Annotated in this window: 28 protein-coding genes; 13 read left to right on the top strand and 15 right to left on the bottom strand. The window is 65.1% G+C overall.

The window, feature by feature from the left end; all coding sequences use genetic code 11:
* Positions 1-2 precede the first annotated feature (2 nt).
* Positions 3-476, bottom strand: coding sequence for an S-ribosylhomocysteine lyase (locus tag ACSAGD_RS11735; protein WP_437582936.1), 474 nt, complete (start codon positions 474-476; stop codon positions 3-5).
* A gap of 174 nt (positions 477-650) precedes the next feature.
* Between ACSAGD_RS11735 and ACSAGD_RS11730 the strand changes: the two genes are divergently transcribed.
* Positions 651-1,553: a MetQ/NlpA family ABC transporter substrate-binding protein gene (locus ACSAGD_RS11730; RefSeq protein WP_437582935.1), complete on the top strand. Its 903-nt coding sequence runs from the start codon at positions 651-653 to the stop codon at positions 1,551-1,553.
* A 51-nt stretch (positions 1,554-1,604) separates the two neighbouring features.
* Here ACSAGD_RS11730 and ACSAGD_RS11725 read toward each other — a convergent pair whose 3' ends face one another.
* Both ACSAGD_RS11725 and ACSAGD_RS11720 read right to left on the bottom strand, forming a co-directional pair.
* Positions 1,605-1,997 (bottom strand): hypothetical protein, encoded by a 393-nt coding sequence (locus ACSAGD_RS11725; protein WP_437582934.1) that lies wholly within the window; start codon positions 1,995-1,997, stop codon positions 1,605-1,607.
* Between the two features lie 118 nt (positions 1,998-2,115).
* Positions 2,116-2,931, bottom strand: coding sequence for an alpha/beta fold hydrolase (locus ACSAGD_RS11720; protein WP_437582933.1), 816 nt, complete (start codon positions 2,929-2,931; stop codon positions 2,116-2,118).
* Between the two features lie 46 nt (positions 2,932-2,977).
* On the opposite strand from ACSAGD_RS11720, the gene ACSAGD_RS11715 reads away from it, so the two are divergent.
* Positions 2,978-3,898, top strand: a complete 921-nt coding sequence (locus ACSAGD_RS11715) for an AEC family transporter (RefSeq protein WP_437582932.1) — start codon at positions 2,978-2,980, stop codon at positions 3,896-3,898.
* Between the two features lie 25 nt (positions 3,899-3,923).
* On the opposite strand, the gene ACSAGD_RS11710 is transcribed toward ACSAGD_RS11715, so the two are convergent.
* Complete coding sequence (locus ACSAGD_RS11710; RefSeq protein WP_437582931.1) at positions 3,924-4,784, bottom strand: exodeoxyribonuclease III; 861 nt, start codon at positions 4,782-4,784, stop codon at positions 3,924-3,926.
* Positions 4,785-4,886: 102 nt separating this feature from the next.
* Between ACSAGD_RS11710 and ACSAGD_RS11705 the strand changes: the two genes are divergently transcribed.
* Genes ACSAGD_RS11705 through ACSAGD_RS11695 form a run of 3 tightly spaced genes read left to right on the top strand, consistent with a single transcriptional unit; the run spans position 4,887 to position 9,483 of the window.
* Positions 4,887-7,073 (top strand): MMPL family transporter, encoded by a 2,187-nt coding sequence (locus ACSAGD_RS11705; RefSeq protein WP_437582930.1) that lies wholly within the window; start codon positions 4,887-4,889, stop codon positions 7,071-7,073.
* A 5-nt stretch (positions 7,074-7,078) separates the two neighbouring features.
* Positions 7,079-7,627 carry an orotate phosphoribosyltransferase gene (gene pyrE, locus ACSAGD_RS11700; protein WP_437582929.1) on the top strand — a complete coding sequence of 183 codons (549 nt, stop codon included), beginning with the start codon at positions 7,079-7,081 and terminating at the stop codon, positions 7,625-7,627.
* 2 nt (positions 7,628-7,629) lie between these two features.
* On the top strand, positions 7,630-9,483 hold the full coding sequence (locus ACSAGD_RS11695) for a septum formation family protein (RefSeq protein ID WP_437582928.1): 1,854 nt from the start codon (positions 7,630-7,632) through the stop codon (positions 9,481-9,483).
* Here ACSAGD_RS11695 and ACSAGD_RS11690 read toward each other — a convergent pair.
* The gene (locus tag ACSAGD_RS11690) at positions 9,414-9,770 is read right to left on the bottom strand and encodes a helix-turn-helix domain-containing protein (RefSeq protein WP_437582927.1); all 357 of its coding nucleotides are present in this window, start codon (positions 9,768-9,770) and stop codon (positions 9,414-9,416) included. The two genes, ACSAGD_RS11695 and ACSAGD_RS11690, sit on opposite strands and share 70 nt — an antisense overlap.
* Before the next feature lie 119 nt (positions 9,771-9,889).
* On the opposite strand from ACSAGD_RS11690, the gene ACSAGD_RS11685 reads away from it, so the two are divergent.
* From ACSAGD_RS11685 to ACSAGD_RS11675, 3 genes are all read left to right on the top strand, one after another.
* Positions 9,890-10,489 (top strand): hypothetical protein, encoded by a 600-nt coding sequence (locus ACSAGD_RS11685; RefSeq protein WP_437582926.1) that lies wholly within the window; start codon positions 9,890-9,892, stop codon positions 10,487-10,489.
* 152 nt (positions 10,490-10,641) lie between these two features.
* Complete coding sequence (locus ACSAGD_RS11680) at positions 10,642-11,067, top strand: hypothetical protein (protein ID WP_437582925.1); 426 nt, start codon at positions 10,642-10,644, stop codon at positions 11,065-11,067.
* Positions 11,068-11,082: 15 nt separating this feature from the next.
* Positions 11,083-12,099, top strand: a complete 1,017-nt coding sequence (locus tag ACSAGD_RS11675; protein ID WP_437582924.1) for a hypothetical protein — start codon at positions 11,083-11,085, stop codon at positions 12,097-12,099.
* Here ACSAGD_RS11675 and ACSAGD_RS11670 read toward each other — a convergent pair.
* The 6 genes from ACSAGD_RS11670 to ACSAGD_RS11645 all read right to left on the bottom strand — a co-directional run bounded on the left by ACSAGD_RS11670 (position 12,093) and on the right by ACSAGD_RS11645 (position 17,345).
* Positions 12,093-12,893 (bottom strand): HAD-IIA family hydrolase, encoded by an 801-nt coding sequence (locus tag ACSAGD_RS11670; RefSeq protein WP_437582923.1) that lies wholly within the window; start codon positions 12,891-12,893, stop codon positions 12,093-12,095. The two genes, ACSAGD_RS11675 and ACSAGD_RS11670, sit on opposite strands and share 7 nt — an antisense overlap.
* 71 nt (positions 12,894-12,964) lie before the next feature.
* Positions 12,965-13,612 carry a metal-dependent transcriptional regulator gene (locus ACSAGD_RS11665; RefSeq protein WP_437582922.1) on the bottom strand — a complete coding sequence of 216 codons (648 nt, stop codon included), beginning with the start codon at positions 13,610-13,612 and terminating at the stop codon, positions 12,965-12,967.
* 17 nt (positions 13,613-13,629) lie between these two features.
* Positions 13,630-14,880, bottom strand: a complete 1,251-nt coding sequence (locus ACSAGD_RS11660) for an Nramp family divalent metal transporter (protein WP_437582921.1) — start codon at positions 14,878-14,880, stop codon at positions 13,630-13,632.
* A complete protein-coding gene (locus ACSAGD_RS11655) occupies positions 14,852-15,727 on the bottom strand; it encodes a metal ABC transporter permease (protein WP_437582920.1) in 876 nt (291 codons plus the stop codon). The genes ACSAGD_RS11660 and ACSAGD_RS11655 overlap by 29 nt, the downstream gene beginning before the upstream one ends.
* Entirely contained in the window at positions 15,724-16,371 is a 648-nt protein-coding gene (locus ACSAGD_RS11650) for a metal ABC transporter ATP-binding protein (protein ID WP_437582919.1), read from the bottom strand. The genes ACSAGD_RS11655 and ACSAGD_RS11650 overlap by 4 nt, the downstream gene beginning before the upstream one ends.
* A gap of 68 nt (positions 16,372-16,439) precedes the next feature.
* Positions 16,440-17,345: a metal ABC transporter substrate-binding protein gene (locus ACSAGD_RS11645; RefSeq protein WP_437582918.1), complete on the bottom strand. Its 906-nt coding sequence runs from the start codon at positions 17,343-17,345 to the stop codon at positions 16,440-16,442.
* 69 nt (positions 17,346-17,414) lie between these two features.
* Here ACSAGD_RS11645 and ACSAGD_RS11640 point away from each other — a divergent pair, with 69 nt between their 5' ends.
* From ACSAGD_RS11640 to ACSAGD_RS11620, 5 genes are all read left to right on the top strand, one after another.
* Positions 17,415-18,053, top strand: coding sequence for a TrmH family RNA methyltransferase (locus tag ACSAGD_RS11640; RefSeq protein ID WP_437582917.1), 639 nt, complete (start codon positions 17,415-17,417; stop codon positions 18,051-18,053).
* A gap of 79 nt (positions 18,054-18,132) precedes the next feature.
* Positions 18,133-18,963: an ABC transporter ATP-binding protein gene (locus ACSAGD_RS11635; RefSeq protein WP_437582916.1), complete on the top strand. Its 831-nt coding sequence runs from the start codon at positions 18,133-18,135 to the stop codon at positions 18,961-18,963.
* The gene (locus ACSAGD_RS11630; RefSeq protein ID WP_437582915.1) at positions 18,960-19,643 is read left to right on the top strand and encodes an ABC transporter permease; all 684 of its coding nucleotides are present in this window, start codon (positions 18,960-18,962) and stop codon (positions 19,641-19,643) included. The genes ACSAGD_RS11635 and ACSAGD_RS11630 overlap by 4 nt, the downstream gene beginning before the upstream one ends.
* Complete coding sequence (locus tag ACSAGD_RS11625) at positions 19,640-20,368, top strand: ABC transporter permease (protein WP_437582914.1); 729 nt, start codon at positions 19,640-19,642, stop codon at positions 20,366-20,368. The genes ACSAGD_RS11630 and ACSAGD_RS11625 overlap by 4 nt, the downstream gene beginning before the upstream one ends.
* A 42-nt stretch (positions 20,369-20,410) precedes the next feature.
* Positions 20,411-21,340 carry an ABC transporter substrate-binding protein gene (locus tag ACSAGD_RS11620; RefSeq protein ID WP_437582913.1) on the top strand — a complete coding sequence of 310 codons (930 nt, stop codon included), beginning with the start codon at positions 20,411-20,413 and terminating at the stop codon, positions 21,338-21,340.
* 6 nt (positions 21,341-21,346) lie between these two features.
* Here the strand turns inward: ACSAGD_RS11620 and ACSAGD_RS11615 are convergent, their stop codons facing one another.
* The 4 genes from ACSAGD_RS11615 to argG form a co-directional block, all read right to left on the bottom strand.
* Positions 21,347-22,660: an APC family permease gene (locus tag ACSAGD_RS11615; protein ID WP_437582912.1), complete on the bottom strand. Its 1,314-nt coding sequence runs from the start codon at positions 22,658-22,660 to the stop codon at positions 21,347-21,349.
* A gap of 3 nt (positions 22,661-22,663) precedes the next feature.
* On the bottom strand, positions 22,664-23,338 hold the full coding sequence (locus ACSAGD_RS11610) for a DUF6766 family protein (protein ID WP_437582911.1): 675 nt from the start codon (positions 23,336-23,338) through the stop codon (positions 22,664-22,666).
* A gap of 142 nt (positions 23,339-23,480) precedes the next feature.
* Positions 23,481-23,699, bottom strand: coding sequence for a hypothetical protein (locus ACSAGD_RS11605; protein ID WP_437582910.1), 219 nt, complete (start codon positions 23,697-23,699; stop codon positions 23,481-23,483).
* A 166-nt stretch (positions 23,700-23,865) separates the two neighbouring features.
* Positions 23,866-25,281: an argininosuccinate synthase gene (gene argG / locus ACSAGD_RS11600; RefSeq protein WP_437582909.1), complete on the bottom strand. Its 1,416-nt coding sequence runs from the start codon at positions 25,279-25,281 to the stop codon at positions 23,866-23,868.
* Between the last annotated feature and the right edge of the window lie 25 nt (positions 25,282-25,306).

The raw sequence follows: 25,306 nt of genomic DNA, 5'->3' as shown, positions 1-25,306 counted from the left end.
GATCAGACCAACTCTCGAGAGAAGGCATCGGAGCTGATGCCCTGAGCGAGAACGTCAGCGGCCCAGGTCTTCGCCGAGTGGAGGCTGTGGTCGCGGTAGTTTCCGCAGCTGACCGCGTCCGTCGCGGGCACGTCGCTCCAGGTGATGCGGTCGGCGATCACGGTCAGCGCGCTCTTGACTGCGGCGGCGACGGTCGCGGCGTCCGGTTCGCCCCACACGATGAGGTGGAACCCCGTACGGCAGCCGAACGGCGAGCAGTCGATGACGCCGGTGAGCTGCTTACGCAGGAGCCCCGCGAGCAGGTGCTCGATGGTGTGAAGGCCCGCGGTTGGGATCTCGCCGGCGTTGGGCTGAACGAGTCGGATGTCGAAGTTCGAGATGGCGTCTCCGTGAGGTCCCCTCTCGACGGTGATGCGGCGCACATAGGGTGCGTGAACGGCCGTGTGGTCGAGCGCGAAGCTCTCAACTTTCTCCATCGACTCCCTTTCGACACGCTCGACTGTATCCGCGCGGTGATGGATGCTCGGTCGTTCCCGCGCTTCATGACGATGTGTGACATAGCGCTGAGGCGCAGCAGGCGGGTGCCGCCTACCGTGAGAGACGTTCCGCCCGTCCGTGGGCACCCCGTCACATCACGTGTAAGGCACACCATGAGTCTGAAGAAGTCATTTGCTGCTCTCGCCGTCGTTCCGCTCCTGTTCGGCCTGGCGGCGTGCTCGTCGCAAAGCAGGGCCGAGTCCTCTGCTGAGAAGGGCAGCGTCGAGAACCCGGTGGTGTTGGGCGTCATGGACGAAGCCGAGCCATATTGGCAGGAATTCCTCGACGCTGCGGCGGGCGAAGACATCCACGTCGAGCTGAAGAACTTCACCGAGGGAACGCTCGCGAACGACGCGCTGGCGGACGGAAGCATCGACATCAACCAGTTCCAGCACATCATCTTCTTGGCTCAGTACAACGATGCGAAGGGCAGTGACCTCGTGCCGGTCGGTGCGACAGCGATCTTCCCGCTCGCGCTGTACTCGACGCAGTTCGAGTCGGTGGACGAGATTCCGGATGGCGCCGAGATCAGCGTGCCGTTCGACGAGACGAACCTGTCGCGGAGCCTTCTAGTGCTGCAGGCGGCCGGCCTCATCAGTCTGAAAGACGGCGGGTCACCGTTCTCGACGGTGGACGACATCGAGAAGGATGCCTCGACGGTCGAGGTCGTGCCCGTCGAACCGAGCCTGACGTCGACCACTCTTCCCGATGTGGCGGGCGCGATCGTGAACAACAACTTCGCGGCGGACGCGGGTCTCGGGGCGGAGGAGCTTCTGACACAGGACGACCCGACGGACCCCAGTGCGTTCCCATACATCAACATCTTCGCGACGCAGGCCGACGACGCAAGCGAGCAGGTTTACGCGGACCTCGTTCGGATCTTCCAAGAGACGGATGCCGTGCAGCAAGGGGTCATCGACAGCTATGGCGACTCCGCGGTGTTGGTCGATACTCCCGTCGATGAACTGCTGGCAAGCCTCGAGGAGACCACGGCGCAGGTCGCCTCGTCCGACTGATCGAGGGCTGCGGCACGGGCGGTGATCGCACGGACGTGGTCGCCCTGAGAGTCAAACTGGCTGGCGGCTGGCCAGTGCGCGCAACGCGACGGCTTGGCTCACCGCGAAGAGCGCGACATCCGCGGCGATTGACAAGACGGCCACGGCGGCAAGAGTCGATGTCGTGGCCGCGGCGCACGAGGCTACGATGAGCGCGGCCACCGCATTGACGCTCATCACGAGGCGCAGTGCCGTCTGGAGTCGCAGTGCCCTCAGCATCCAGAGCACGAGGGCAGCCCAGAGAACGACGAGTCCGTCCGCCCCGGCGATGAGGGGCTGCGGCAGTGCGATGACCGCCGAGATCGGAGCCGAGCCGAGAGCGACCGCTGCGCCGAGAAGCGTGCAGTAGATCGCGTCGATTCGCAGGCTCCATACGCCGAGTCGGCGTCCGTCGATTCGCTTCACGCCATCTACCCCCGATCGTCTTTGGAGAGGTCTCTTTCGAGAATACTCAGGAGACGGCGATGGTGGCCTCATGTTGACGTCGCTGGCGGCTTCTGCGAGGTCACCCGGGCGGTGAACGTCAGAGCGAGTGTCGTTCGAGCCACGGCTCGAGAATGGTGAGGAAGGCGCCCGGACGCTCGACACTCGGCAGGTGCGCCGTGTCATCGATGCGCGCCGAATCGGCATCCGGAATCTGCTCCGCGAGGTACTCGAACTGCAGCAGCGCCGGGGTGACGTCGTACTCTCCGACGATCACAAGCGCGGGCATCTCGATGTCGACCACCCGATCGAAGGCGGGCGGCTCGAGCGGGCGCGGCGTCGGATTCTGATCCATTCGGGCGATGTTGAAGCGGTTCAGCATGCGTGCCGTCTCCAGGAAGTCCGGGTCGACATCGTCGGGCTCTCGCAGCGGTCCGACCGCCCAGAAACGCACCTCGCTGTCCATGAGCACGGGCCAGTCCTTGGCCTCCCACGCGGCGTCCTGCGCGTCGACATAGGCCTCTTCCTCGTCGGTGAGGTCGACCTCGGGGAAACCGCTCGGCCCCGACCCGATCGTGATGAGTCCCGCGACGCGGTCAGGATGTTCGACGGCGAGATCGATCGCGATCTGACCGCCGCGGGAGGCGCCCATGACCGTCGCCCTCTCGATTCCGAGCTCGTCGAGAAGGCGAAGAGCGTCTTCGCGGTCGGAGAACTCCACGTCCTCGGAATCCGTCTCGCCGTAGCCGCGCGTATCGAAGCGCACGACGAAGTGATGCTCGGCGAGAGCGGTCACGATGGGATCCCACATGCGCAGCGTCGCGATGCCAGCGTGGATGAGGAGCAGTGCGGGATTCGCATCCTGCCCCTCGGTTTCGTAGTAGAGCCGAGCCCCCGGCACATCCATGTGCGGCATATTTCAGAGCCTACGCCAGCGAACGCGGCTCGGCTAGGCTCTCTGTGTGACGGGAGTGCTGACGGGTTTCGCGATCATCGGCGTCGTCATCGCAGTCGGTTTTCTGGCGGGTCGCCTGCAGATCGGCGGCCCGAACGCCGGCCGGAGCATCCAACACCTCGCCTTCTTCATCGCCAGCCCGGCGCTCCTCTTCGACGTTCTCGCCCACTCCGACGTCGGCATCGTCTTCTCGTCGTTCATCGCTGTCGCGGCGATCGCGGCCGTGGCATCAGGGCTCATCTTCGTCGTCGTGAACGTGCTCGTGTGGCGCCGGTCGGTGGGGGAGGCGACCATCGGGGCGCTCGCCTCCGGCTACGTCAACGCGAACAACATCGGCCTGCCGGTCGCGGTGTACGTGCTGGGCGACGCACAGTTCGTCGCGCCGATCATGCTTTTGCAACTCGTGATCTTCGCGCCCGTCGCCCTCGCCGTACTCGATTTCTCCGGCCCCGCGACGGTCTCGCTGCACTCGATCCTGCTGCAGCCCGTGCGCAATCCGATCATCATCGGTTCGGTCGCAGGTGTCATCGTGGCGGCGACGGGCATTCAGCTGCCGGATGCCGTCTACGCGCCATTCCAGCTGATCGGCGGCGCTGCGGTGCCGCTCATGCTGCTCGCGTTCGGAATGTCGCTCAGTGGGCAGCGTCCGCTCCGCGCGGGAACCGGCCGGGGTCGCGTCGCCCTCGCCGCCGCCCTGAAATCAGTGGGGATGCCGCTCATCGCGTACCTCGTCGCGCGATTCGTCTTCGGGCTCGACGGTCACAACCTGTTCGCCGCGACCGCGCTCGCGGCGCTGCCCTCCGCGCAGAACGTGTTCAACTACGCCACGCGGTACGAGATCGGTGAGGTGTTCGCACGCGACGCGATTCTGGTGTCGACGGTCGCCGCCGTGCCCGCGCTCATCGTGATCGCGGCGCTCCTCGCCTGAGTGCGTCAGAAACCGCCTGCGGGCCTCAGCCGAAGATCATCGGCATGTCGTCATCGTCCTCGGCCTCGATCTCGAGGTCGACCGCGACCGGTACATGGTCACTTGGAGAGTCGCCCTTGCGTTCGTTGCGGTGGATCGCGGCATCCGTCACTCGGTCGGCGAACGCCGCGGACCCGAGGATGAAGTCGATGCGCATGCCCTCGTTGCGGGGGAAGCGAAGTCGCTTGTAGTCCCAGAAGGTGAACCCCTCGGGCACGATCGGCCGCACGACGTCGCTCAGTCCGGCATCCTCCAGGGCGCGGAATGCCGCGCGTTCCGGCTCAGAGATGTGGGTCGACTGACCGGGTACGAATGAGGGGTCGCCCATGTCCTCGTCGAGGGGCGCGACATTGAAGTCGCCCATGAGGGCGAGGGGAAGGTCCGGGTCCGCGGCGAGTGTCGACGCGACCTGGTCGCGGAGCTTCTCGAGCCAGCGCAGCTTGTAGTCGAAATGCGGGTCGCCAATGGCGCGTCCGTTCGGGACGTACAGGCTGTAGAGCCGCACTCCGTCGATCGTGACGCCGAGCGCTCGGGCCTCGACCGGTACGCCGTCTCCGTCCAGCTGGTGCTCCACCTTCGGTGGCTTGCCGAAGCCGGGGATCTCCGCGAAGCCCTGCTCAACGTCCGTCATTGGCAGGCGACTTGCGAAAGCCACCCCGTTCCACTGGTTCAGCCCGTGGATCTGCAGGTCGTAGCCCGCCGCCTCGAACTGTTCGACGGGAAACTGGTCGGGGCGGCACTTGATCTCCTGCAAGCCGAGCACGTCGACGTCCTCACGGACAAGCCAGTCGACGACACGACCGACGCGGGTGCGAATGGAGTTGACGTTCCACGTGGCGATGCGCATGAGACAACGGTATCGAAACCGATTCAAACTTTCGGGCGACGTGCGCGTGCGTTCGCGGCCGTAGCGTGAAAGCATCCGTGAATCTCGACTGTGAAGGAACTCATGGCTCACACATCGCACGAAGCGCCGCCGCGCCGCCGCTCAGTTCCGACGTGGCTTCGCGTGCTGATTCCCGTCGCGCTGATCTTCGCGTGGCTTGCGGTCGGCGGAGCAGGCGGCCAGGCGTTCGGCGAAGTCAATGACGTGGCCGAGAACGATCAGGCGCAGTTCCTCCCGGCGAGCGCCGATGCGACGAAGGTCAACGATCTGCAGACGGAGTTTCGCGGCGACGATGTGATTCCGGCGATTCTGGTCTTCCAGCGCGATGGGGGAGTGACGGATGCCGACCACGACGCGATCGGCGACATCGTCGACCACATCGGCACGATCCACGGCGTCGAAGAAGACGGCGTCTCGCCCGCGATCGACTCGGAGGACGGTGACGCGGTCGAGGTGATCGCCTCGCTCGACGCCAATATCAAACCGTCGGACACCGTCGAGACGATCCGCACATACCTGGACGAACACACGCCAGACGGGCTGTTCGTCGCGGTCACCGGCCCCGCGGGCCAGTCCGCCGACATCGTCGACGCGTTCAGCGGGCTCGACGGGCTCCTCCTCGCGGTCGCGCTCGCCGTCGTGCTCGTGATCCTCATCATCGTCTACCGCTCGCCCATGCTCCCGCTCATCGTTCTGGGAACGAGCATGATGGCCCTCACCGCAGCCATGTTCACCGTGGTCGAGCTCGCGAAGGCCGAGGTGCTGGTGCTCTCCGGGCAGACCCAGGGCATCCTGATGATTCTCGTCATCGGTGCGGCGACCGACTACTCGCTTCTCTACGTCTCCCGGTATCGAGAGGCCCTGCGCGAGATCGAGAGCAAATGGGATGCCACGTGGGCGGCGCTCCGCGGCTCCACCCCGGCGATCCTCGCCTCGGGCGGGACAGTCATCGCTGGTCTGCTGTGTCTGCTGCTCAGCGAGTTGAACTCGAACAAGGCTCTCGGCCCGGTCGCGGCGATCGGAATCGTCTTCGCACTCATCGCGGCGCTCACGCTGCTGCCCGCACTGCTCTTCTGGGCCGGACGTGTAGCCTTCTGGCCGCTGCGTCCTGTGCACGGGACCACCCACAAGCACGCTGTCGACGCGTCGTCGCGCGGCCTGTGGCCGGCCGTGGCGCGGTTCGTGTCGCGTCGTCCGCGAACGATCTGGATCGCGAGTGCGGTCGTGCTCGCCGCGGCATCCTTCGGTCTTGTCGGGCTGAAGGCCGATGGCGTCTCGCAGAGTGAGTTCGTCACGGGCTACTCCGAAGCGCGCGAGGGTCAGGGTGTGCTCGACGAGCACTTCCCGGGAGGCTCCGGCACGCCCGCGGTCATCGTGGGGCCCGAGGACCAGCTGCAGGAGATGGCCGACACCATCCTCGACACAGATGGCGTCGACTCCTTGGCGGTTCTCACAGAGGATGCCGCGAGCGGAACCGCACAGGTCACGACCGACGGTATCGAGCCGGCGTTCGGCGCAAACGGCCCGGTGACCGCCGAGCCGACAGTGGTCGACGGCAAGATCATGCTTGAGGCGACCCTTGACGGCCCGGGCGACTCGGAGGAAGCCGAGCAGACCGTCATGGCTCTGCGGGAGGCTCTGCCCGACTCGGGTGAGAACGCTGTGCTCGTCGGCGGCGTCGCGGCCACGGCAATCGACACGAACGAGGCTGCGGTGCACGATCGCAACCTCGTGATCCCGCTCGTACTCATAGTGATCCTGCTGATTCTGATGATCCTGCTGCGTTCGCTGCTGGCGCCCGTGCTGCTCGTGCTGACCGTCGTGCTGTCTTTCGGAGCGGCCCTCGGCGTGTCGTCGCTCGTGTTCGACCACATCTTCGAGTTCCCCGGCGCTGACCCGAGCGTGCCGCTGTTCGGCTTCGTGTTCCTCGTCGCTCTGGGCATCGACTACAACATCTTCCTCATGACACGTGTGCGAGAGGAGTCCGTCGCGCACGGCACTCGAGAGGGCATCTCGCGCGGTCTCGTGGCGACGGGAGGGGTCATCACCTCGGCGGGAATCGTGCTCGCGGCGACCTTCGCCGCGCTCGGTGTGCTGCCGATTCTGTTCCTCGCGCAGATCTCGTTCATCGTGGCATTCGGAGTGCTTCTCGACACGATTCTGGTGCGCTCTCTGCTGGTCCCTGCGCTCAGCACCGACATCGGGAAGGCCATATGGTGGCCAAGCCGGCTCTCGCGCACTCTAAACTAAGGGACGTGACTGATGCACGAGCGCGACTGATCGACCACATCTCGGCCGAAGCCGTCTTCCACGGTGACTTCACCCTGACCAGCGGCAAGAAGGCGACGTTCTACGTCGACCTGCGCAAGGTGAGCCTCGACCATCGGGTCGCGCCGCTCATCGGGCAGGTCATGCTCGACCTCATCGCAGACGTCCCCGACGTCGCGGCGGTCGGCGGCCTCACCATGGGTGCGGACCCGATTGCGTCGGCCATCCTGCACCAGGGGGCCGCACGCGGCCTCGAGCTTGACGCGTTCGTCGTGCGCAAGGAACCCAAGGACCACGGTCGCGGCCGGCAGGTCGAGGGTCCCGACGTCGCCGGCAAGCGCGTGATCGTCGTCGAAGACACATCGACCACGGGAGGGTCGCCGCTCAAGGCGATCGAGGCGCTCACCAAGGTCGGTGCCGAGATCGCCGGCGTCGCCGTGGTGGTCGACCGTGACACGGGTGCGCGCGAGGTGATCGAGGAGGCAGGCTACCCGTACTACGCCGCCCTGTCCCTGACCGATCTCGGGTTGGACTAGTGGTGACCCGCGGCCCCGGCGACGACGAGAAGCGCCCAGACGAACCGACTCCAGACACCGACGGCGTCGACCTCGGTGCTGAGTGGCTGATGTCCCAGCTCGACGACACGGGCGCCTACGACACAGTCGACGAGTCTGAGAACGAGCGCGTCGACGAGGCGCCGCCCTCGCGAAAATGGCTGCGCCGTCGTCGCCGTCCCCGTGGAGAGGCCACCGACGAGACGGATGCTCCCGCCGCTGATGACGCTGCCGGTGCGGACGACGAGGGTGCGTCGTGGTCGTTGTCGGCTGAGGCGGACTCCGAGAGCGAAGACACATCGACGCAGCTGTTCGACGTGGTCGCTGATCGGGCCGCGGAAGATGTCGCGCCCGGCTCGACCTCCGACACTCCGACCGAGGCAGTCGAGTCAGATCCCGCAGATGTTCCGACTCGCGCAATGCCACCGATCATCCCTCCCGCCTCGCCGGTGACACCTCCGACTCCTCCCGTCACGCCGCCGAGCGCGGCCCCCGCGCCGAGCGTGCCGACACCGACCGACGAGCCCTTCACCTGGAACCTCACTCCCAACGACGAGCCCGACCCGCTCCTCGCGGCGGAGGAGAACGAGTCCGCGCCGGAGCCGACGGACGAGCCGGTGTCGCGTGAGCCCATCGACGACAGCGCGCAGACGCAGCCTTTCGACCCCTTCGCCGACCACGAGCCTGAGCCGCTCAGTCCGGGAGAAGCCGCCGTCGCCGGCGCATTCGCCGCCCCCGGGGCCTTCGACCGACTCTACGAAGAGGCGACCCTGTCGAACCTCGACGACGATGAGGATGCCGACAGCGCGGCGCCTGCGGCCGATCACGCTGACGCGGATGATGAGTCCGTGGGCGTGCCATTCGCTCCCGTCGCCGCTGGGGCCGCTGCGGACGCGGCATCCGACGAGCCCGGCGACGCGGACGCCGATGATGACGCAGAGACGTCGGAACAGGCCGCGGATGAGTTCGCGCCGAAGGCCGCCGAGGAGGCACCGAAGCCCGATCTCGGCATCCTCGATCTCTTTGGAAAGTCGAAGCAGGACGCCGAGGCGCTTGCGGCTGACGCAACGCCTGAGACCGCTCCGGCGCCGGGCCGCACGGAGCCCGAGACGAGCGATCGTCTGAAGGCACTCTTCGAGAGCACTGCCACCGCTCCCGTCGTCGCCGCGGCACAGCGGTCAGAGCCCGTGGAACCCGTGCGACGTGCGGCGCCGTCGCCTGCGGCATCCTCTGCTCGACCTGCCGCGCGCGGATCAGGTGGGTCGGGCAAGGGACCGGACCTCCGCAATCTCAAACCGCTGACTCTCGCGGGCCTCGCGGTGGCTGCCGTGGTCATTCTCGGCGCGCTGTTCTGGGTCGGCACGCTGTTGCCGGGCCTCGTGTCGTCACCCGCCGCCGAACCGACGGAGACGAGCACGCCCACACCGACCGCCTCGATTCCGGCCGAGGGCACGCTGCCTCCCGGAACGTACGCGTGGGACCAGCTGCGGGGCGGCGAGTGCCTTGCTGACTACACCTCCCCGTGGGAGGAGGAGTTCACAGTCGTGCCGTGTGACGAGGACCATGCCGCTCAGGTCGTGAAGGTCGGTGCGATCACCGATGACAAGGGTGCTGCTTTCCCGGGGCAAGATGAGCTGGCAAGCCAGATCTATCTGCTCTGCAGCGCGCCCGACGTGCTGGATCTGAAGGCGGCCGCCGCATACTCCGACGTTCAGGTGCAGGGCAGCTACCCCGTGAACGAGGAGCAGTGGAGCGACGGGCAGCGCAACTACTTCTGCTTCGTCAATCGTTCGTCGGGCGACCCGCTCAACGGAAGCCTCGTCCCCGCCGCCGAATAGTCAGCGTTCGCGGTGGCGTCTCCCGCCACGTGCTCGCTCCATGAGCATCTGTGGGCGGACAGCTTGCCATGCCCGAGTAGAAGATCAAGCGGATCGACCCCGAGCCTCGCGGCAATGTGCTCGACGGACTGGAGTGAGGGGTTTCTCTCGCCTCTCTCGAGTGCCCCGGCATATGTGCGGTGAACCTGAAGCACATCGTGAGCGAATTGCTCTTGCGAGAAACCGCGGGCGAGGCGAATGGCGCGGAGGTTCTCTCCGAACCGCCGCTGCAGCTCACCCTTGGCCATATCCCAAGCTTGGGGGTCTGCTACTTTTGGGTCTACATACTCATAAGTAGCGCTTTCAAAGCTGGAATGTCGACGGCGATGATCGGCGCGTGACTGTACAGAGGAGGAGCCTTCCCGCCATGACATCCACGTTCGTCAGAAGAGCGACGCCATTCGCCTGGATCGGTTTGGTGGCAATGACCCTCACGGCCTGCGCGGGTGGGGGTGATGCTGTGAAGGAAGCGGCCCCTGTGGTCTCAGAGTCCTCTTCGCCGACGAGCAGCCCGGAGCCGACGTGGGAGCCAACGCCGTGTGACACGACCTCGACCGACGAAGTCGGGGAGTTTTTTGCTGCGCCAGTGATTCTTGATGAAACTGAGACTATGAACGACGCTGCGGAGGTCGTGCCTGGCAAATATCTGCTCGGCGTGGATTTGAAAGGTGTGGACCGCGCCCCGGAGGACTTGATTGCGACGAGCAATCTGACTGCGGCGTACACGGGCAATGGTTGCGAACCGGTTGATGTGCTATCGGTGTCCTCGCTCGGGGTGACGGATGTCGGCCTCGATGGGATTTGGCTGGTTGAAGTCGACAGTGACGTAAAACTTCGTATAGACAACGGTGGCATGGTCTTCGCGCTCGAGAGCGACCTCGTCGAATCCGGGCGGATCGGTATTGGTGCCACGTATCGCAGTCAACATCTCAATGATTTGAACTATTACTACAAGCAACCTGCATAGTCTCCCGCTGGCATGTCTCGCGCACGTTCCGCGCACTGCGTCATCGTTCGCACGCATCCTCGTGACTTTGCTTGTGCAAAGTCCTGACGGGCGTTCGGCATTCTGCTACTTTTAGGTCTACATACAGATAAGTAGCATGAGAGAGGAATGCAATGAGGGGTAAGGCCATTCTCAGCTTCGCGGCGGCTGTTGGAATCCTGGGGGGACTCACGGGATGCACGGGCACTGCGACGTTCGAGTCGCCAAAAGAGCTGTATGAGTCTCTCCAGGGAGCCGCCGAATGCGCTGATCCCGAGTTCGCATCTGGACAAGATGATGAAGCTGACGTGCGGTACGGCATGTTCTACTGCTCAAGCGGCAGCCTCGAGGGATACGTCTTCAAGGACGATGTGGAGTTCGAAAGCGATGTTTTCACTGCAATTCGAAACCGCGATAACAAATCAACGATGGACGACGACTGCGTGCTCGTTGGAGATAACTGGGCAGTATGGATCGACGGCCGTAAATCAGACGATCCGGAATCCCGCCAACTGCAAGAAGCATTGGGCGGAGAGCTCTTCGACTCGGTTGCTGAGTGAATTGAGAGATCGCTGATGACCCGCTTCGACACATATATCGAAAACCAAGAAGCTCTGCTCAAGACGCAGAAAGCATCTCTTCGGGCCCAAGAGACTCAACTGCGTCTCAGCAAGGCAAATGCGCGACAGAACGCCGCACAGATCGCGCAGCAGCAACGCATGATCGGTCGCTTAGATGATCTCGCACAGGAAGCCAGGCGCCAGACCGAGCTGCACGAGGAGCTTGTCGCGCAGCAGGCTCAAGCGCATGCCGATCAGCTGAATTTTCAGTTCAAGATGTGGCGGCAGACCGAGGATGGGAAGCGCTACCTCGCATGGGAGTCACGGACGCGCGCCTTCGTTAATTACCTGCAGCACCTGCAAGGTGAGTTCAGTCTGCTGTGCTCTGAGGACGTCGAACAGACGCGGGAGGAGGTCCGTCGATGGAGCGAACTCATGCGGGCGCGTCAGCCAACTGCGCTGCACCGCTTTAGGGAGTTGATCATCGGCGCGATCGTCGTCTTTCCTCTTCTCCTTGCCGTGTTCTTCCCGAAGATCAATCATGGTTTCGGGCGTCTCGGCGGGTTCTTCGCGACGGCCGGGGAAGTCATCACAGGAGCGGTCGTCGGGGTGCTGATCTCGAGCGTCGCCTACGTGATCTATGCGTTCGTGGCGAAGAGGGTGATCTGCCATCACGCCAAAGCTGTGCTGAGCGAGGTTCCAGACGCGGAACAGGCGATGGCGAGTTTGAAGTCGCGGTTCGTCTACTTCTTCACGGGACCAGGCTCCGAGCTGACAGCCGAAAACGACTTTCTCGACAAGGTCTACAGAAATGACATGCCACCACTAGCTGCGCCGCGAAGCTTCTGCGACCCTGATGTGCTGGTCGTCACCAATCACTTCATGTCGATCATCCAGGGAGCTCCGCAGAACCTCCCTGTGGACCTACCGGAACACGACATGCCAGGGGCTGTGGACCCCTCGTACGTCCCCGAGGGGACGGGCGCACACGCCTTCGTCCGGGCGTATGCGCGTGCGCTAGAGAGTCAGTAAGTCTCTGTCTCCACGAGGTCCTCGCTCAGCAACGCCGCGACGCTGTCGAGGACCTCGTTCGGGCGGAACGGGTACTTTTCGATCTCGGTGTGGTCGCTGATGCCGGTGAGCACCAGGATCGTGTGAAGACCAGCCTCGATACCCGCGACCACGTCGGTGTCCATGCGGTCGCCGATCATGCCCGTGTTCTCCGAGTGGGCGCCGATGCGGTTCAGTGCCGAACGGAACATCATCGGGTTCGGCTTGCCGACGACGTACGGCTCCATGCCGGTGGCCTTGGTGATGAGGGCAGAAATCGCGCCCGTCGCCGGCAGCACGCCTTCTGGGCTCGGGCCCGTGGCATCGGGGTTCGTCGAGATGAATCGCGAACCCTTGTTGATGCACCGGATCGCCTTGGTGATGGCCTCGAACGAGTAGTTGCGCGTCTCTCCGACGACAACGAAGTCCGGGTTGGTCTCCGTCATGATGAAGCCCGCTTCGTGAAGAGCCGTAGTGAGGCCAGCCTCGCCGATGACGAACGCTGAGCCGTTCGGAGCCTGCTCTTTGAGGAAGGCCGCGGTTGCGAGAGCCGAGGTCCAGATGGACTCTTCGGGGACCTCGAGCCCGGAGGAGCGCAGGCGTGCGCTCAGATCGCGGGGTGTGAAGATCGAGTTGTTCGTGAGAACGAGGAAGGGCTTGTTCTCGAACCGCCACTGCTCAAGCAGCTCGGCGGCGCCGGGAACCGCCTGATTCTCGTGGACGAGAACGCCGTCCATGTCGGTGAGCCAGCATTCGACATCGTCACGGGTGCGCACTAGATATCTCCTCTTGTCGTGGGGGACGATCTCAGTCTATGGCTCGCGGGTCTCCAAAATGAGGCCGAGCATTACGCGGTCAGCCAGATCGCTTCGCCTGCGGCATCGTCCAGGCGAAGGGTGGCGCCGTCGCACGACACGGCAAGAGGATGCTGCGACTCGACGCGCAGCGGACTGCCCACGTCGACGCCGCGCCTCTCGAGGTCGCGCAGCAGTTCGGGGTCGCGGTCGCTGATCCGCAGCACGGTGCCCTCGTGCCCATCGACGGCGTCGGTCAGCAATACGAAGTCCTCGCGGTCCGCCTTCCCCGCGGCATCCGGAATCGGGTCGCCGTGCGGGTCTCGCCGCGGGTGACCGAGCCTCTCATCGATCGCGTCGAGTAGCCGGTCGCTGATCGCGTGCTCGAGAATCTCCGCCTCGTCGTGCACGGCATCCCACGTGTAGCCCATCTCAGTGACGAGCCACGTCTCGATGAGTCGGTGCCGTCGCACAACGGCGATCGCCTTCACGCGGCCCTCGTCCGTCAACGAGATCGAGCCGTAGCGCCTGTGCGTCACGAGGCCGGCGGCGGCGAGCTTCTTGACCATCTCAGTCACGGTCGACGGTGCGAGCTCGAGGCGCGCGGCGAGCTGTGACGGAGTGATGTCGTCGGACTGCCACTCCGTGTGGGCGTAGATGGTCTTGAGGTAGTCCTCGGTGACCGCGGCTGGAGGTCTCATCGCCACCAGCCTATCCATCAGGCTCCGAGCGCGGTGAGCACGAGCAGCGCCCCATTGAGGGCGATGAGAAGCACGGATGCAGCGATGCCCGCGATCGTCGTGAGTCGACGGTTCACGTGCGCGCCGAGCACGCTGCGTCGCGCCGTCACCGAGACGAGAGGCACGAGGGCGAACGGGATGCCGAAGCTCAGCACCACCTGGCTCAGCACGAGTGCCTGCGTCGGATCCACCCCGATCATCACGATCGCGACCGCCGGAATGAGCGACACGAGTCGGCGCACGAGCAGCGGGATGCGTCGGTGCAGCAGTCCCGCCATGATCTCCGACCCGGCATATGCGCCGACGGATGTGGAGGCGAGTCCCGACGCGAGCAGCCCCACGGCGAACAGCGTGGCGATGACCGGACCGATGCCCGAGGCGATCGCGGCGTAGGCTCCCTCGAGCGAGTCGGTGCCGCTGACACCGGGGAGGACGGATGCCGCGAGCAGCAGAATCGCCAGGTTCACGCTGCCCGCCACCGCCATCGCCACCGTCACGTCCCACCGCGTCGCGCGCAGCAGGGTCGTCGTGCTCGGACGGCGTGCCGTCAGTGCGAAGCGATCCCGCGCGAGAGCGGAGTGCGCGTAGATCGCGTGCGGCATGATCGTCGCGCCGAGGATGGACGCGGCCAGAAGCACCGAGCCGGTGCCGTCGAAGCGCGGAATGAGGCCGGCGAGAGAGCTCGCGGCATCCGGTGGGGCGATCACGACGCCCGCCCCAAAGCCGATCGTGATGATCGCCAGCAGACCGATGATGACGAACTCGAAGTGTCGTGCGCCGTGACGCGACTGAATTGCGAGCAGCACCATCGAGACGGCTCCCGTGATGAGCGCGCCGACCACGAGCGGCAGCCCGAACAGCAGATTCAGAGCGACCGCGCCGCCGATGATCTCGGCCAGATCGGTCGCGATGGCGACGAGTTCGGCCTGCGCCCAGTACGCCCAGCGCGCCGGTGTGCTGCGAATGCGCTCGCCGAGGATGCCGGGGAGGCTGCGCCCCGTCACGACTCCGAGCTTCGCCGAGAGGTACTGAATGAGCCACGCCATGACGTTGCCGACGACGACAACCCACACGAGCAGATAGCCGTACTGCGCGCCGGCGGTCATGTTGCTCGCGACGTTGCCGGGGTCGAGGTAGGCGACGCCCGCGACGAGCGCGGGGCCGAGCAGCCAGATGCCGCGCGGCGCCCGTGCGCTCGCGCTACGCCGCCGCGTGACCGTGCTGCTCATGCTGCAACGATAGCGCTGTATTTCGGCTCGCCGAAATCTTTCTGATCTGCGTGATGAGCAGTACGACTCCGAACATGGCGGCCTGCGTCAGCACGACCGTTCCGCCGGTGGAGACATCGACGAAGTAGCTCACATAGACACCCACGATCGAAGCCGTGACCGTCACGGCGACTGAGATCGCGAGCATGCCGCCTATGCTTCGCGCCACGAGGTACGCGGTGCTGCCGGGGATCACGAGCATCGCCACAACCAGGATGATCCCGACCGTCTGCATGGTCACGACGACCGTGAGCGCCAGCAGGGAGAGCAGCAGCCAGCGGAGACGCGTGACGCTGATGCCGATCGCGTGGGCGTGTGCGGGGTCGAAGGCGAACAGCGTCAGATCGCGGCGCTTCAGCACGACGGTGATGACCGTGAGGATGCCGATGACAGCCACGGTCGTCAGCTCCGACGGCGACACTCCCAAAACGTTGCCGAACAGGATGTGCATCAGATCGACCTGGCTCGGCGTCGCTGAGATCAGCACGATTCCGAGGGCGAACAGCGATGTGAAGACGACGCCGATCGCGGCATCCGACTTGATCTTTGTCGCTGACTGCACGCGACCGATCAGCAGGACAGCGCCGACGCCGAACGCGAACGCACCGACCGCGAACGGGAGTCCCGCGATGTAGGCGAGCGCGACGCCCGGCAGCACCGAGTGCGACACGGCGTCCCCCATGAGGGACCAGCCGATTTGGACGAGCCAACATGAGAGCAGCCCGCACGCGATCGCAGAGACGACCGTCGCGCCGAGAGCGCGAACCATGAATGGGTACGAGAGCGGTTCGAGGAGGATGTCGATCATGATGCGGCTCCGAACATCATGGCGAGACGGTCGGGTGTGACAGCCTCGGCAGCCGGGCCGCTGTAGAGAAGCCGCCGATTCAGTACGACGGCGTCATCGCAGAGTTCATCGGCATCTGCGAGATTGTGGGTTGAGACGAGGATGCTCCGGCCCTCGCTCCGCAGAGAGCGCAGCAGCGCCGCGATGGTCCGTTCGCTGACGCGGTCGACGCCCGCGAATGGCTCGTCGAGCAGAAGCAGCCGTGCTTCCTGTGCGATCGCGCGCGCGACGAACGCTCTGCGGCGTTGGCCGCCGGAGAGGGCGCCGATGCTGCGCGACGCAAGGCCCTCGAGCCCGACGCGCTCGATCGCCGCGTGCACCGCGTCGCGGTCCTTCTGTCGTGAGCGGCGGATCGGCCCGAGCATCCCGAATCGCCCCATCATCACGACGTCCTCGACGCTGATGGGAAAGTCTCGGTCAACGGCATCGAGCTGCGGAACATAGGCGACATCACCGCGCGTGCGAACGGCCGCGGGGTCGGCGTCGAACAGCGAGAGGCGCCCTCGCGTGGGCGTAATGAGGCCCATGATGCTTGAGAAGAGCGTCGACTTGCCTGATCCGTTTGCGCCGAGCAGCCCGGTGACGCGGCCCTGAGGGACCTCCACCGTGATGTCCTCTAGCGCGCAAACCTCACCGTGGTGCACGGTGAGATTCCGGACACTGATCGCGGCGATCATCGTGCCGCCTCCAGCCCAGACGTGATCGTCTCGATGTCGTAGCGCAGCAGATCGAGATACGTGGGCACGGGATCGCCGGTGGAGAGCGAGTCGACGTACAGCGTTCCGCCGAAGCGGGCTCCGGTGTCCGCCGCGACTTGGCGTTGGGCGCGGTCGCTCACCGTCGATTCGCAGAACACCGTGGGAGCGTGCCGCTCGCGCACCGTCTCGACGACCGACGCGATCTGCTGCGGTGTGCCCTGTTCGTCCTGGTTGACGGCCCAGAGGAAGGCCTCGTCGAGCCTCACGTCGCGAGCCAGGTAGCTGAACGCTCCTTCGCAGGTGACGAGAAGGCGATGCTGCTCCGGAAGGCTCGCAACCGAGGTGGTGATCTCCTCCTCGATGGCCTCGAGTTCGTCGAGGTAGCGAGCCGCGTTCGACTCGAAGGTCGCAGTGTCGTCGGGGGAGAGAGCGCTGAACGCCTCGACGATGTTCTCGACGTAGATGCGGGCGGAGAGCGGCGACATCCACGCATGAGGGTTCGGCGTGCCACTGTACTCGCCGACACTGATATCGATGGGGTCGATGCCGTCGGTGAGCACGACCGTTGGGGCATCCGAGTGGGCCGTGAACTGTTCGAACCATGCTTCGAGGCCGAGCCCGTTGGCCAGGATCAGGTCGGCATCGTGGGCGGCGGCGATGTCGGACGGTGTTGGCTCGTACCCGTGGATCTCGGCGCCGACCTTCGTGATCGATACCACTTCGACGGCGTCTCCGCCGATGTTCTGGGCGATGTCCTGCAGCACGGTGAACGTGGTGAGCACGCGAGGGCGCTCGTCGGCATTGGACGACGGCGCGGCGCATCCGGTCAGACTCAGAGCGACAGCGGCTAGGCCCGCCATCAGGGAAAGATATTTCGGCATGCCGAAAACCTAACATTAATTTCGGTACACCGAAAACCTGGTCGACGGCGGCGCGATTACTGTGGAGATATGACGGATGCCGCGCCCCCACCGAGCCATGAGCTGTCGACGAACGGCGTTGGACCGTGGCCGGGAGAATGGCCCGAGGGGGCGCAGTACGACCCAGACCTGCTGCGCGACGGCGACACGCGCAACGTCATCGACCGATATCGGTACTGGCGCATGGACGCCATCGTGGCCGATCTCGACACGAAGAGGCATCCGTTCCACGTCGCCATCGAGAACTGGCAGCACGACATGAACATCGGGTCGATCGTGCGCAGCGCGAATGCCTTCGCCGCAGACACGGTGCACATCGTGGGGCGGCGCCGCTGGAACAAGCGCGGCGCGATGGTCACCGACCGCTATCAGCACGTCGTCCATCACCCGACGATCGCCGATCTCGTCGCGTTCTCCGAGCAGCAGCGACTGCCCATCATCGGGGTCGACAATGTGCCGGGCTCTGTGCTGATCGAGACCTTCGACTTCCCGGCATCCTGCATCATGCTCTTCGGGCAGGAGGGCCCCGGTCTCTCGGAGGAGGCGATCGCCGCGTGCGAAGCCGTCGTCGAGATCAGTCAGTTCGGTTCGACCCGCTCGATCAACGCGTCGGCCGCCGCTGCGGTTGCGATGCACTCCTGGGTCACCCAGCACGTCACGTTTCGCTGAGTCACCCGCGAATTCTGGCTAATGTCAGTGCGATTCCCTAGTGTGTTAAATTCACGAACGGGAGGGCTCCGGCGAGCACATGATCAGTTTCGAGCGCGTCTCCAAGACCTTCCCCGACGGTACCCGTGCCGTCGATGACTTCAGCCTCGTCATCCCCTCACGGCAGACGACCGTCTTCGTCGGGTCATCGGGATGCGGCAAGATGACGATCCTGCGCATGATCAACCGCATGGTCGACCCGTCGAGCGGCAGCATCCACATCGACGATGACGACATCTCGACGCTCGACCCGGTCACCCTGCGGCGACGCATCGGCTACGTGATGCAGAACTCCGGTCTGCTGCCGCACCGCACGGTCATCGACAACGTCGCGACCGTACCGATGCTGACGGGTGTCAAGAAGAAGGCGGCGCACGCGGCCGCGCTCGAGCTCCTCGACACCGTCGGCCTCGACCGTGCGCTGGCCAACCGCTATCCGGCACAGCTCTCGGGCGGTCAGCAGCAGCGTGTAGGTGTTGCGCGAGGTCTCGCCGTCGACCCGAACATCCTGCTGATGGACGAGCCGTTCGGCGCCGTCGACCCGATCGTGCGGCGGGAGCTTCAGCAGGAGCTCCTGCGCATTCAGAGCAAGCTCGCAAAGACCATCGTCTTCGTGACGCACGACATCGACGAGGCCTTCCTCCTGGGCGACAACGTCGTCATTCTGCGCCGGGGCGGCGCGATCGTGCAGGCGGGAACCCCCGACGAGATCCTGACGAATCCCGCCGACGATTTCGTGGCAGACTTCGTCGGTGCCGACGAAGGCAAACGGGACCTGTCGCTTCGCACCGAGAACGGTCGTCGCGTCGTCGTCGACGCGACGGGGCGCATCGCCGGCGTTCTGAGACCGAGCGAGTCTGACCCCGCATGAGCTGGGTGATCGCGAACGTCGCGCACATCTGGGACCTCACTCTGACGCACGTCGGGCTGAGCATGCCGCCGATCATCCTCGGCTTCGTGCTCTCGGTTCCGCTCGGCTGGGTAGCACACCGGTACCGAGGTTCGCGCAGCGTGCTTCTGACCGTGAGCGGGCTGCTCTACACGATCCCGTCGCTCTCGCTCTTCCTTGTCCTCCCAGCGATCCTCGGCACTCAGCAGCTCGACCCCGCCAACGTCGTCGTCGCGATGACCATCTACGCGATCGCGCTCATGGTGCGTTCGGCGACCGACGGCTTCGGGTCGGTCGAGCCCGACGTCCGCGAATCCGCTGTCGCCCTCGGGTACTCCGGCTGGGGTCGCTTCTGGGCGGTGGAGCTGCCCCTCGCTGGTCCCGTGCTCGTCGCGGGCATGCGCGTCGTGTCGGCGAGCACCGTGAGCCTGATCAGCGTGGGCTCCCTCATCGGAGTCTCGAGTCTCGGGTATCTGTTCATCGATGGGCTCAACCGGCAGTTCCCGGTCGAGATCCTCACGGGAATCGTCGCCACCATCGTCATCGCGGTCGTCTTCGATCTCATCCTCGTGGGCATCGGCCGTCTGCTGATGCCGTGGACGCGCCGCACGGGTCGTGCTCAGCGACGCCGAGCCGCTCAGCGATTGGAAGCCACCGCATGAGCCTCTTCGCCGCCGCGTTCGCGTGGCTGTTCGACGCCGCCAACTGGGCGGGGACGAACGGCATCCCGATTCGCACAGCCGAGCACGTGCTCTACACGCTCGTGACCCTCCTCGTCGCTGGGATCATCGGGGTCGGAGCCGGGCTCTACATCGGCCATACGGGACGGCTCAAAGGCTTCGCGGTGCTGCTCACCGGCTCTCTTCGCGCGCTGCCCACGCTCGGGCTGCTCTTCCTCTTCGCCCTCTGGCTCGGAATCGGGCTGACGCCCGTCATCATCGTGCTCGCGGTGCTCGCGATCCCGCCGCTTCTGGCGGGAACCTACTCGGGAATCGAAGCGATCGAACGCTCGACCGTGGATGCCGCGCGGGCGATGGGCATGACCGAATGGCAGATCCTCGCGAAGGTCGAGATCCCTCTCGCGATGCCGCTGATCGTGAGCGGCATCCGCTCTGCTGCGCTTCAGGTCATCGCGACGGCGACGATCGCGGCGTACCTTCCGCTGGGAGGCCTCGGTCGCTACGTCTTCGACAACCTCTCGCTCAAGAGATGGGATGCCGTCATCGGCGGCGCCATCGTCGTCACCGTCCTCGCCCTCATCGTCGACGGCCTGTTCGCCCTGCTCGAGCGGGCGGTCGTGTCGCGTGGGGTGCGCGCGGCGCGGGAACGCGGCGTCGGCGATGACGCGGTCGCCCCTCCGAAACCCGCGGCGGCAGAGGCCGCGTAGTTCTTGCGCACCGAGAAGAGAGTCCACAGAAGGGAACACAACATGATCAGAGCACGACGAATCGGCGCGACCGCGCTTGCGCTCACAGCGGCGCTCGCGCTCAGCGCCTGTGGCAGCAGCGAGACGATCTCCGGAGGCGGCGACTCGTCCGGCGGAGACTCGACGGTGAAGGTCGGCTCGGCAGGGTTCGCGGAGTCGGAGATCATCGCCGAGATCTACGCGCAGGCTCTCGAGGCGCAGGGCATCACGGTCGAGCGCACGATGCAGATCGGTCAGCGAGACGTTTACATCTCGGCACTGGAGGACGGCTCGATCGACCTGATTCCGGAGTACTCCGGAAACCTGCTGCAGTACTACGACGACAGCTCGGATGCCTCATCGAGCGAGGAGGTCTTCGACGCGCTGTCCGAGGCTGTGCCCGAGGGCTTCGAAGTTCTCGACCAGGCGAAGGCCGAAGACAAAGACAGCTACAACGTCACGAAGGACTTCGCTGAGAAGTACGACCTGACGAGCCTCGCCGACCTCGCGAACGTCGACGAGAAGATCGTCGTCGGGGGCAATCCGGAGCTCAAGGAGCGTCCCTACGGACCTCAAGGGCTGACCGATGTGTATGGCGTGCCCGCCGACAACATCGAGTTCACGGCCATCAACGACTCCGGTGGGCCGTTGACCGTTGACGCTCTCGTGAACGGAACTGTGAACGTCGCTGACATCTTCTCGACGACCCCGGCGATCGAAGACAACGGGTTCGTGACGCTCGACGATCCCGAGAACCTGATTCTGCCGCAGAACGTCCTGCCCTTGATCAACTCGGATGCCGCGGGCGACGAGGTCGTGAAGGCTCTCAACGCGGTCTCCGCGAAACTCACGACCGAGGCACTCATCAGCATGAACGGTCGCAACCAGGGTGAGGAGAAGGCGTCGCCCGCCACGATCGCGAAGGACTGGCTCGCTGAGAACGGTCTCGACTGAGTCGACTCAGCGCTTCTCCCGTCGGCGGCCCCACTGGGCGAGTCCGAACAGGATGCCGCCGACGGCGAGAAGACCCGCACCGAACAGCCAGACGATCGGTCGCTGCTGAGTCATGAGGACGATGCAGGAGGCCGCTCCGAGGTAGGGGATCACCGTCCACACGCGGAAGTGTTCGTGCTCGACCTTTTCGCGGCGCAGCACGAGCACCGACACGTTGGTGCTGAGGAAGACGAAGAGCAGCAGAAGAACGACCGTCTCGGCGAGCGTTGCGAGGTCGCCGATGAGGGTGAGCAGCATCGCCACGATCGTCGTCGCGACGATGGCCGCCCACGGGGTCTTCCTTCCGGGGAGCACGCGCGAGAGGACGCGAGGCAGGAGGTCCTGCTCTGACATTCCGTAGGTGAGTCGGCTCGTCATGATCATGGTCAGGAGTGCGCCGTTCGCCACCGCGATGAGTGCGATGAGACTGAACAGCCACGCAGGCACACTCACTCCCGTCGCCTTCACGACCGCGAGCAGAGGGCCGCTCGACTCCTGCAAATCCGCGCTCGGCAGCGCGGCGGCGCTAGCGATCCCGACCAGCACATAGACAACCCCGGCTGTGATGAGCGCTCCGAACAGCGCGCGGGGATACGTCCTCGTCGGGTTCTTCACCTCTTCGATGACGTTCGCAGACGTCTCGAAGCCGACGAACGAGTAGTAGGCGATGATCGCTCCAGCGAGGATGGAGCCGACGAACCCCGATCCTCCGGGAAGCTCGAGAGCGCGCGAGAGGTCACCGTCGCCGCCGCCGACGAAGATCGCGACGACGACGATCACGACCACAAGCCCGCTGACCTCGATCGTCGTCATGACGAGGTTTGCCCCGAGTGACTCCTTGATGCCGCGCATGTTCAGAGCGGCGACGATGGCGAGGAAGATCACCGCGGCCAGGGTGACGGGAATGTCGATGAACGTGCCGAGATAGTCGCCGGCGAACGCGATGGCAAGGCCGGCTGCGCTCGTCACGCCGGCGGCCAGCATGCAGTATCCGACAAGGAACGAGATGGGCCTGTTCTTGAAAGCCCGTTCGGCGAAGACCGCCGCGCCGCCCGCACGGGGATACTTCGTCACGAGCTCGGCGTACGAGCCGGCGGTCAGCAGAGCGAGCGCCAGCGCGACGATGAGCGGTGCCCAGAGCATCCCGCCGACCTTCGCCGAGAGCACGCCCATGAGTGCATAGATGCCAGCGCCGAGGACATCGCCGAGAATGAACGCGAAGAGGAGCGTACCGGTGATGGCACGGCGCAGACGCGGCGGAGGAGTGGAATCGGTCGTCATTGGTCAGCCCGCCTCAGCCGTGGTGTCGTGCGGAGCGCCGACCGGCTTCGACTGCGGTGATCCGCGCTGGCGCAGGTAGATCGACAGCACGGCCATGCTCCCGACCGCGAGAATCTCGGACTGCCAGTTCTGCAGTGTGCGGTTCCAGAAGTCGGGCGAGACGAGATAGTCCGTGAGCGTGATCGTCGGCTCGTGCATCGCGATCTGGTCCTGGTTGTAGTCGATGTGGCCCGCAGCCGCCTGCACCCACCACGAGAAGAAGAAGATCGCCGCCATGACGATGACGAGAGAGTTCGAGTAGAGGACCAATCGCCAGCCGCCACGCTTCGCCCACCGAGGGGAGTTCTCGCGGATGAACGTGCCGAGGCGCTGATCTTCGTCGCTCTCTATACCCTCCATGCCTGGGCTCTTCGACTCGGGCGAGCCCTTCTGGACGAGCCAGATGGTGGCCACGATGAAGAGCAGGAATTGAAGGTACTCGGACTGCCAGTTCTCGGCGACATCGACGACGAACGCCGACGACGTGATGTAGTCGAGCAGCGAGACGACAGGCAGGCCATACGTGATCTGCTCTTCGTTGTACAGTGCCTGCCCGCTGATGGCCTGGCCGAACAGGACGGCGAAGAACAGAACGGCGAGCACGATGGTGAGGCCGTTTTCACGGAATGCACGTGCCACGCTGATCACCGCCCCAGAAGAGGAACGAGCAGCATGAGGAGAAGGCCCCCGAAGATGACGACGAGCGTCAGGAAGTAGACGACTCGCATATGGACTCCTTTCATCGCGGCACGCGGATGCGCGCCAGTGCCCTCGAACGAGATCAGTCGACCGTCTCGCCTTGCGTCGCGATGAAGTGTCTGTCGTCGTCGCTCAGCCGCGGCCGGTGCTCGATCCGCGTATCGCAGATGCGCTCGATCTCTCTGACGACGCGGTCGTCGAGCGGCGCCGTGGTGTCGCTCAGCACCTCGTGTCGGGCTCCGACGGTGAGGTGCGGCCACCAGGTTTCGATCGAGGGCAGCACATCGTCTCTCTCGGGCATGTGGTCTCCTTTCGACGTCGCGCTTCTCCTTCAGAGTCTTGAGCGAACGAGGGTGAGCGACAATCCCTTGACAGAAGAACCACACCGTGCATACTCACGGACCGGTTCCGCGCACGAAAATGGGCCAGGTTCTCGAGGAACCTGGCCCATTCGCGTGCAGCGACGATCAGTCGACGCCGAACTCCATCGCGGCGGAGTCGAGTGCGCTCTCGGCATCCGTCGTGCCCGCACCCGCGGAGATCGCCGCGGCTTCGCCCTCTTCGAGCTTGCCCATGAACTTGGCGGTCTCACCCGAGACGATGCCCTGCGCTGTGTACTGCTCGAGGCGCGAACGAGAATCAGCGATGTCGAGATTGCGCATGGTGAGCTGACCGATGCGGTCGGTCGGGTCGAACGCTGCGTTCTCGACGCGCTCCATCGAGAGCTTGTCGGGGTGGTAGCTGAGGCGCGGACCCTGCGTGTCGACGATCGTGTAGTCGTCGCCGCGCCGCAGACGCAGAGTGACGGAGCCGGTGACGGCGGAGCCGACCCAGCGCACGATCGATTCGCGCAGCATGAACGACTGCGGGTCGAGCCAGCGTCCCTCGTACATCAGGCGGCCGAGGCGACGACCCTCCTGGTGATAGTTCGCGATGGTGTCCTCATTGTGGATCGCGTTGAGCAGACGCTCGTACGTTATATGCAGAAGGGCCATGCCCGGGGCTTCGTAGATGCCGCGGCTCTTCGCCTCGATGATGCGGTTCTCGATCTGGTCCGAGACGCCGAGACCGTGACGCCCGCCGATCGTGTTCGCCTCGTGCACGAGTGCGACGGCATCCTCGAACTCGACCCCGTTGATCGCAACCGGGCGGCCCTCGTCGAATGTGACGGTGACCTCTTCGGTCTTCACCTCGACGTCATCGCGCCACGCGGCGACGCCCATGATCGGCTCGACGATGTCCACTCCGGCGTCGAGGTGCTCGAGAGTCTTCGCCTCGTGGGTGGCGCCCCAGATGTTCGCATCGGTCGAGTAAGCCTTCTCCGGCGAGTCGCGGTACGGGAAGCCGTGCTCGACGAGCCACTCGCTCATCTCCTGGCGGCCGCCGAGCTCGGCGACGAACTGAGCGTCGAGCCAGGGCTTGTAGATCCGCAGGCGCGGGTTCGCGAGCAGCCCGTACCGGTAGAAGCGCTCGATGTCGTTGCCCTTGTAGGTCGACCCGTCGCCCCAGATGTCGACGCCGTCTTCCTTCATAGCGCGCACGAGCATGGTGCCCGTCACGGCGCGGCCGAGAGGCGTGGTGTTGAAGTAGGTCTTGCCTCCGCTGCGGATGTGGAAGGCGCCGCACTGGAGGGCGACGAGCCCCTCTTCGACGAGCGCGGCCTTGGCGTCGACCAGGCGTGAGATCTCAGCGCCGTACTCGGTGGCGCGCTCGGGGACCGATGCGATGTCGGGCTCGTCGTACTGCCCGATATCAGCGGTGTACGTGCAGGGGATGGCGCTGTTGTGGCGCATCCACGCGACGGCGCAGGACGTGTCGAGGCCGCCGGAGAAGGCGATGCCGACGCGCTCGCCGACGGGAAGACTGGTGAGGACTTTGGACATGGCCTCAATCTTAAGGTCGCGGGGC

Origin of the sequence: Paramicrobacterium salitolerans (assembly GCF_051513965.1) — a bacterium.
GTDB lineage: Bacteria > Actinomycetota > Actinomycetes > Actinomycetales > Microbacteriaceae > Paramicrobacterium.
The sequence above is the reverse complement of the archived record's forward strand: the minus strand, read 5'-3'. Positions and strand labels throughout refer to the sequence as shown.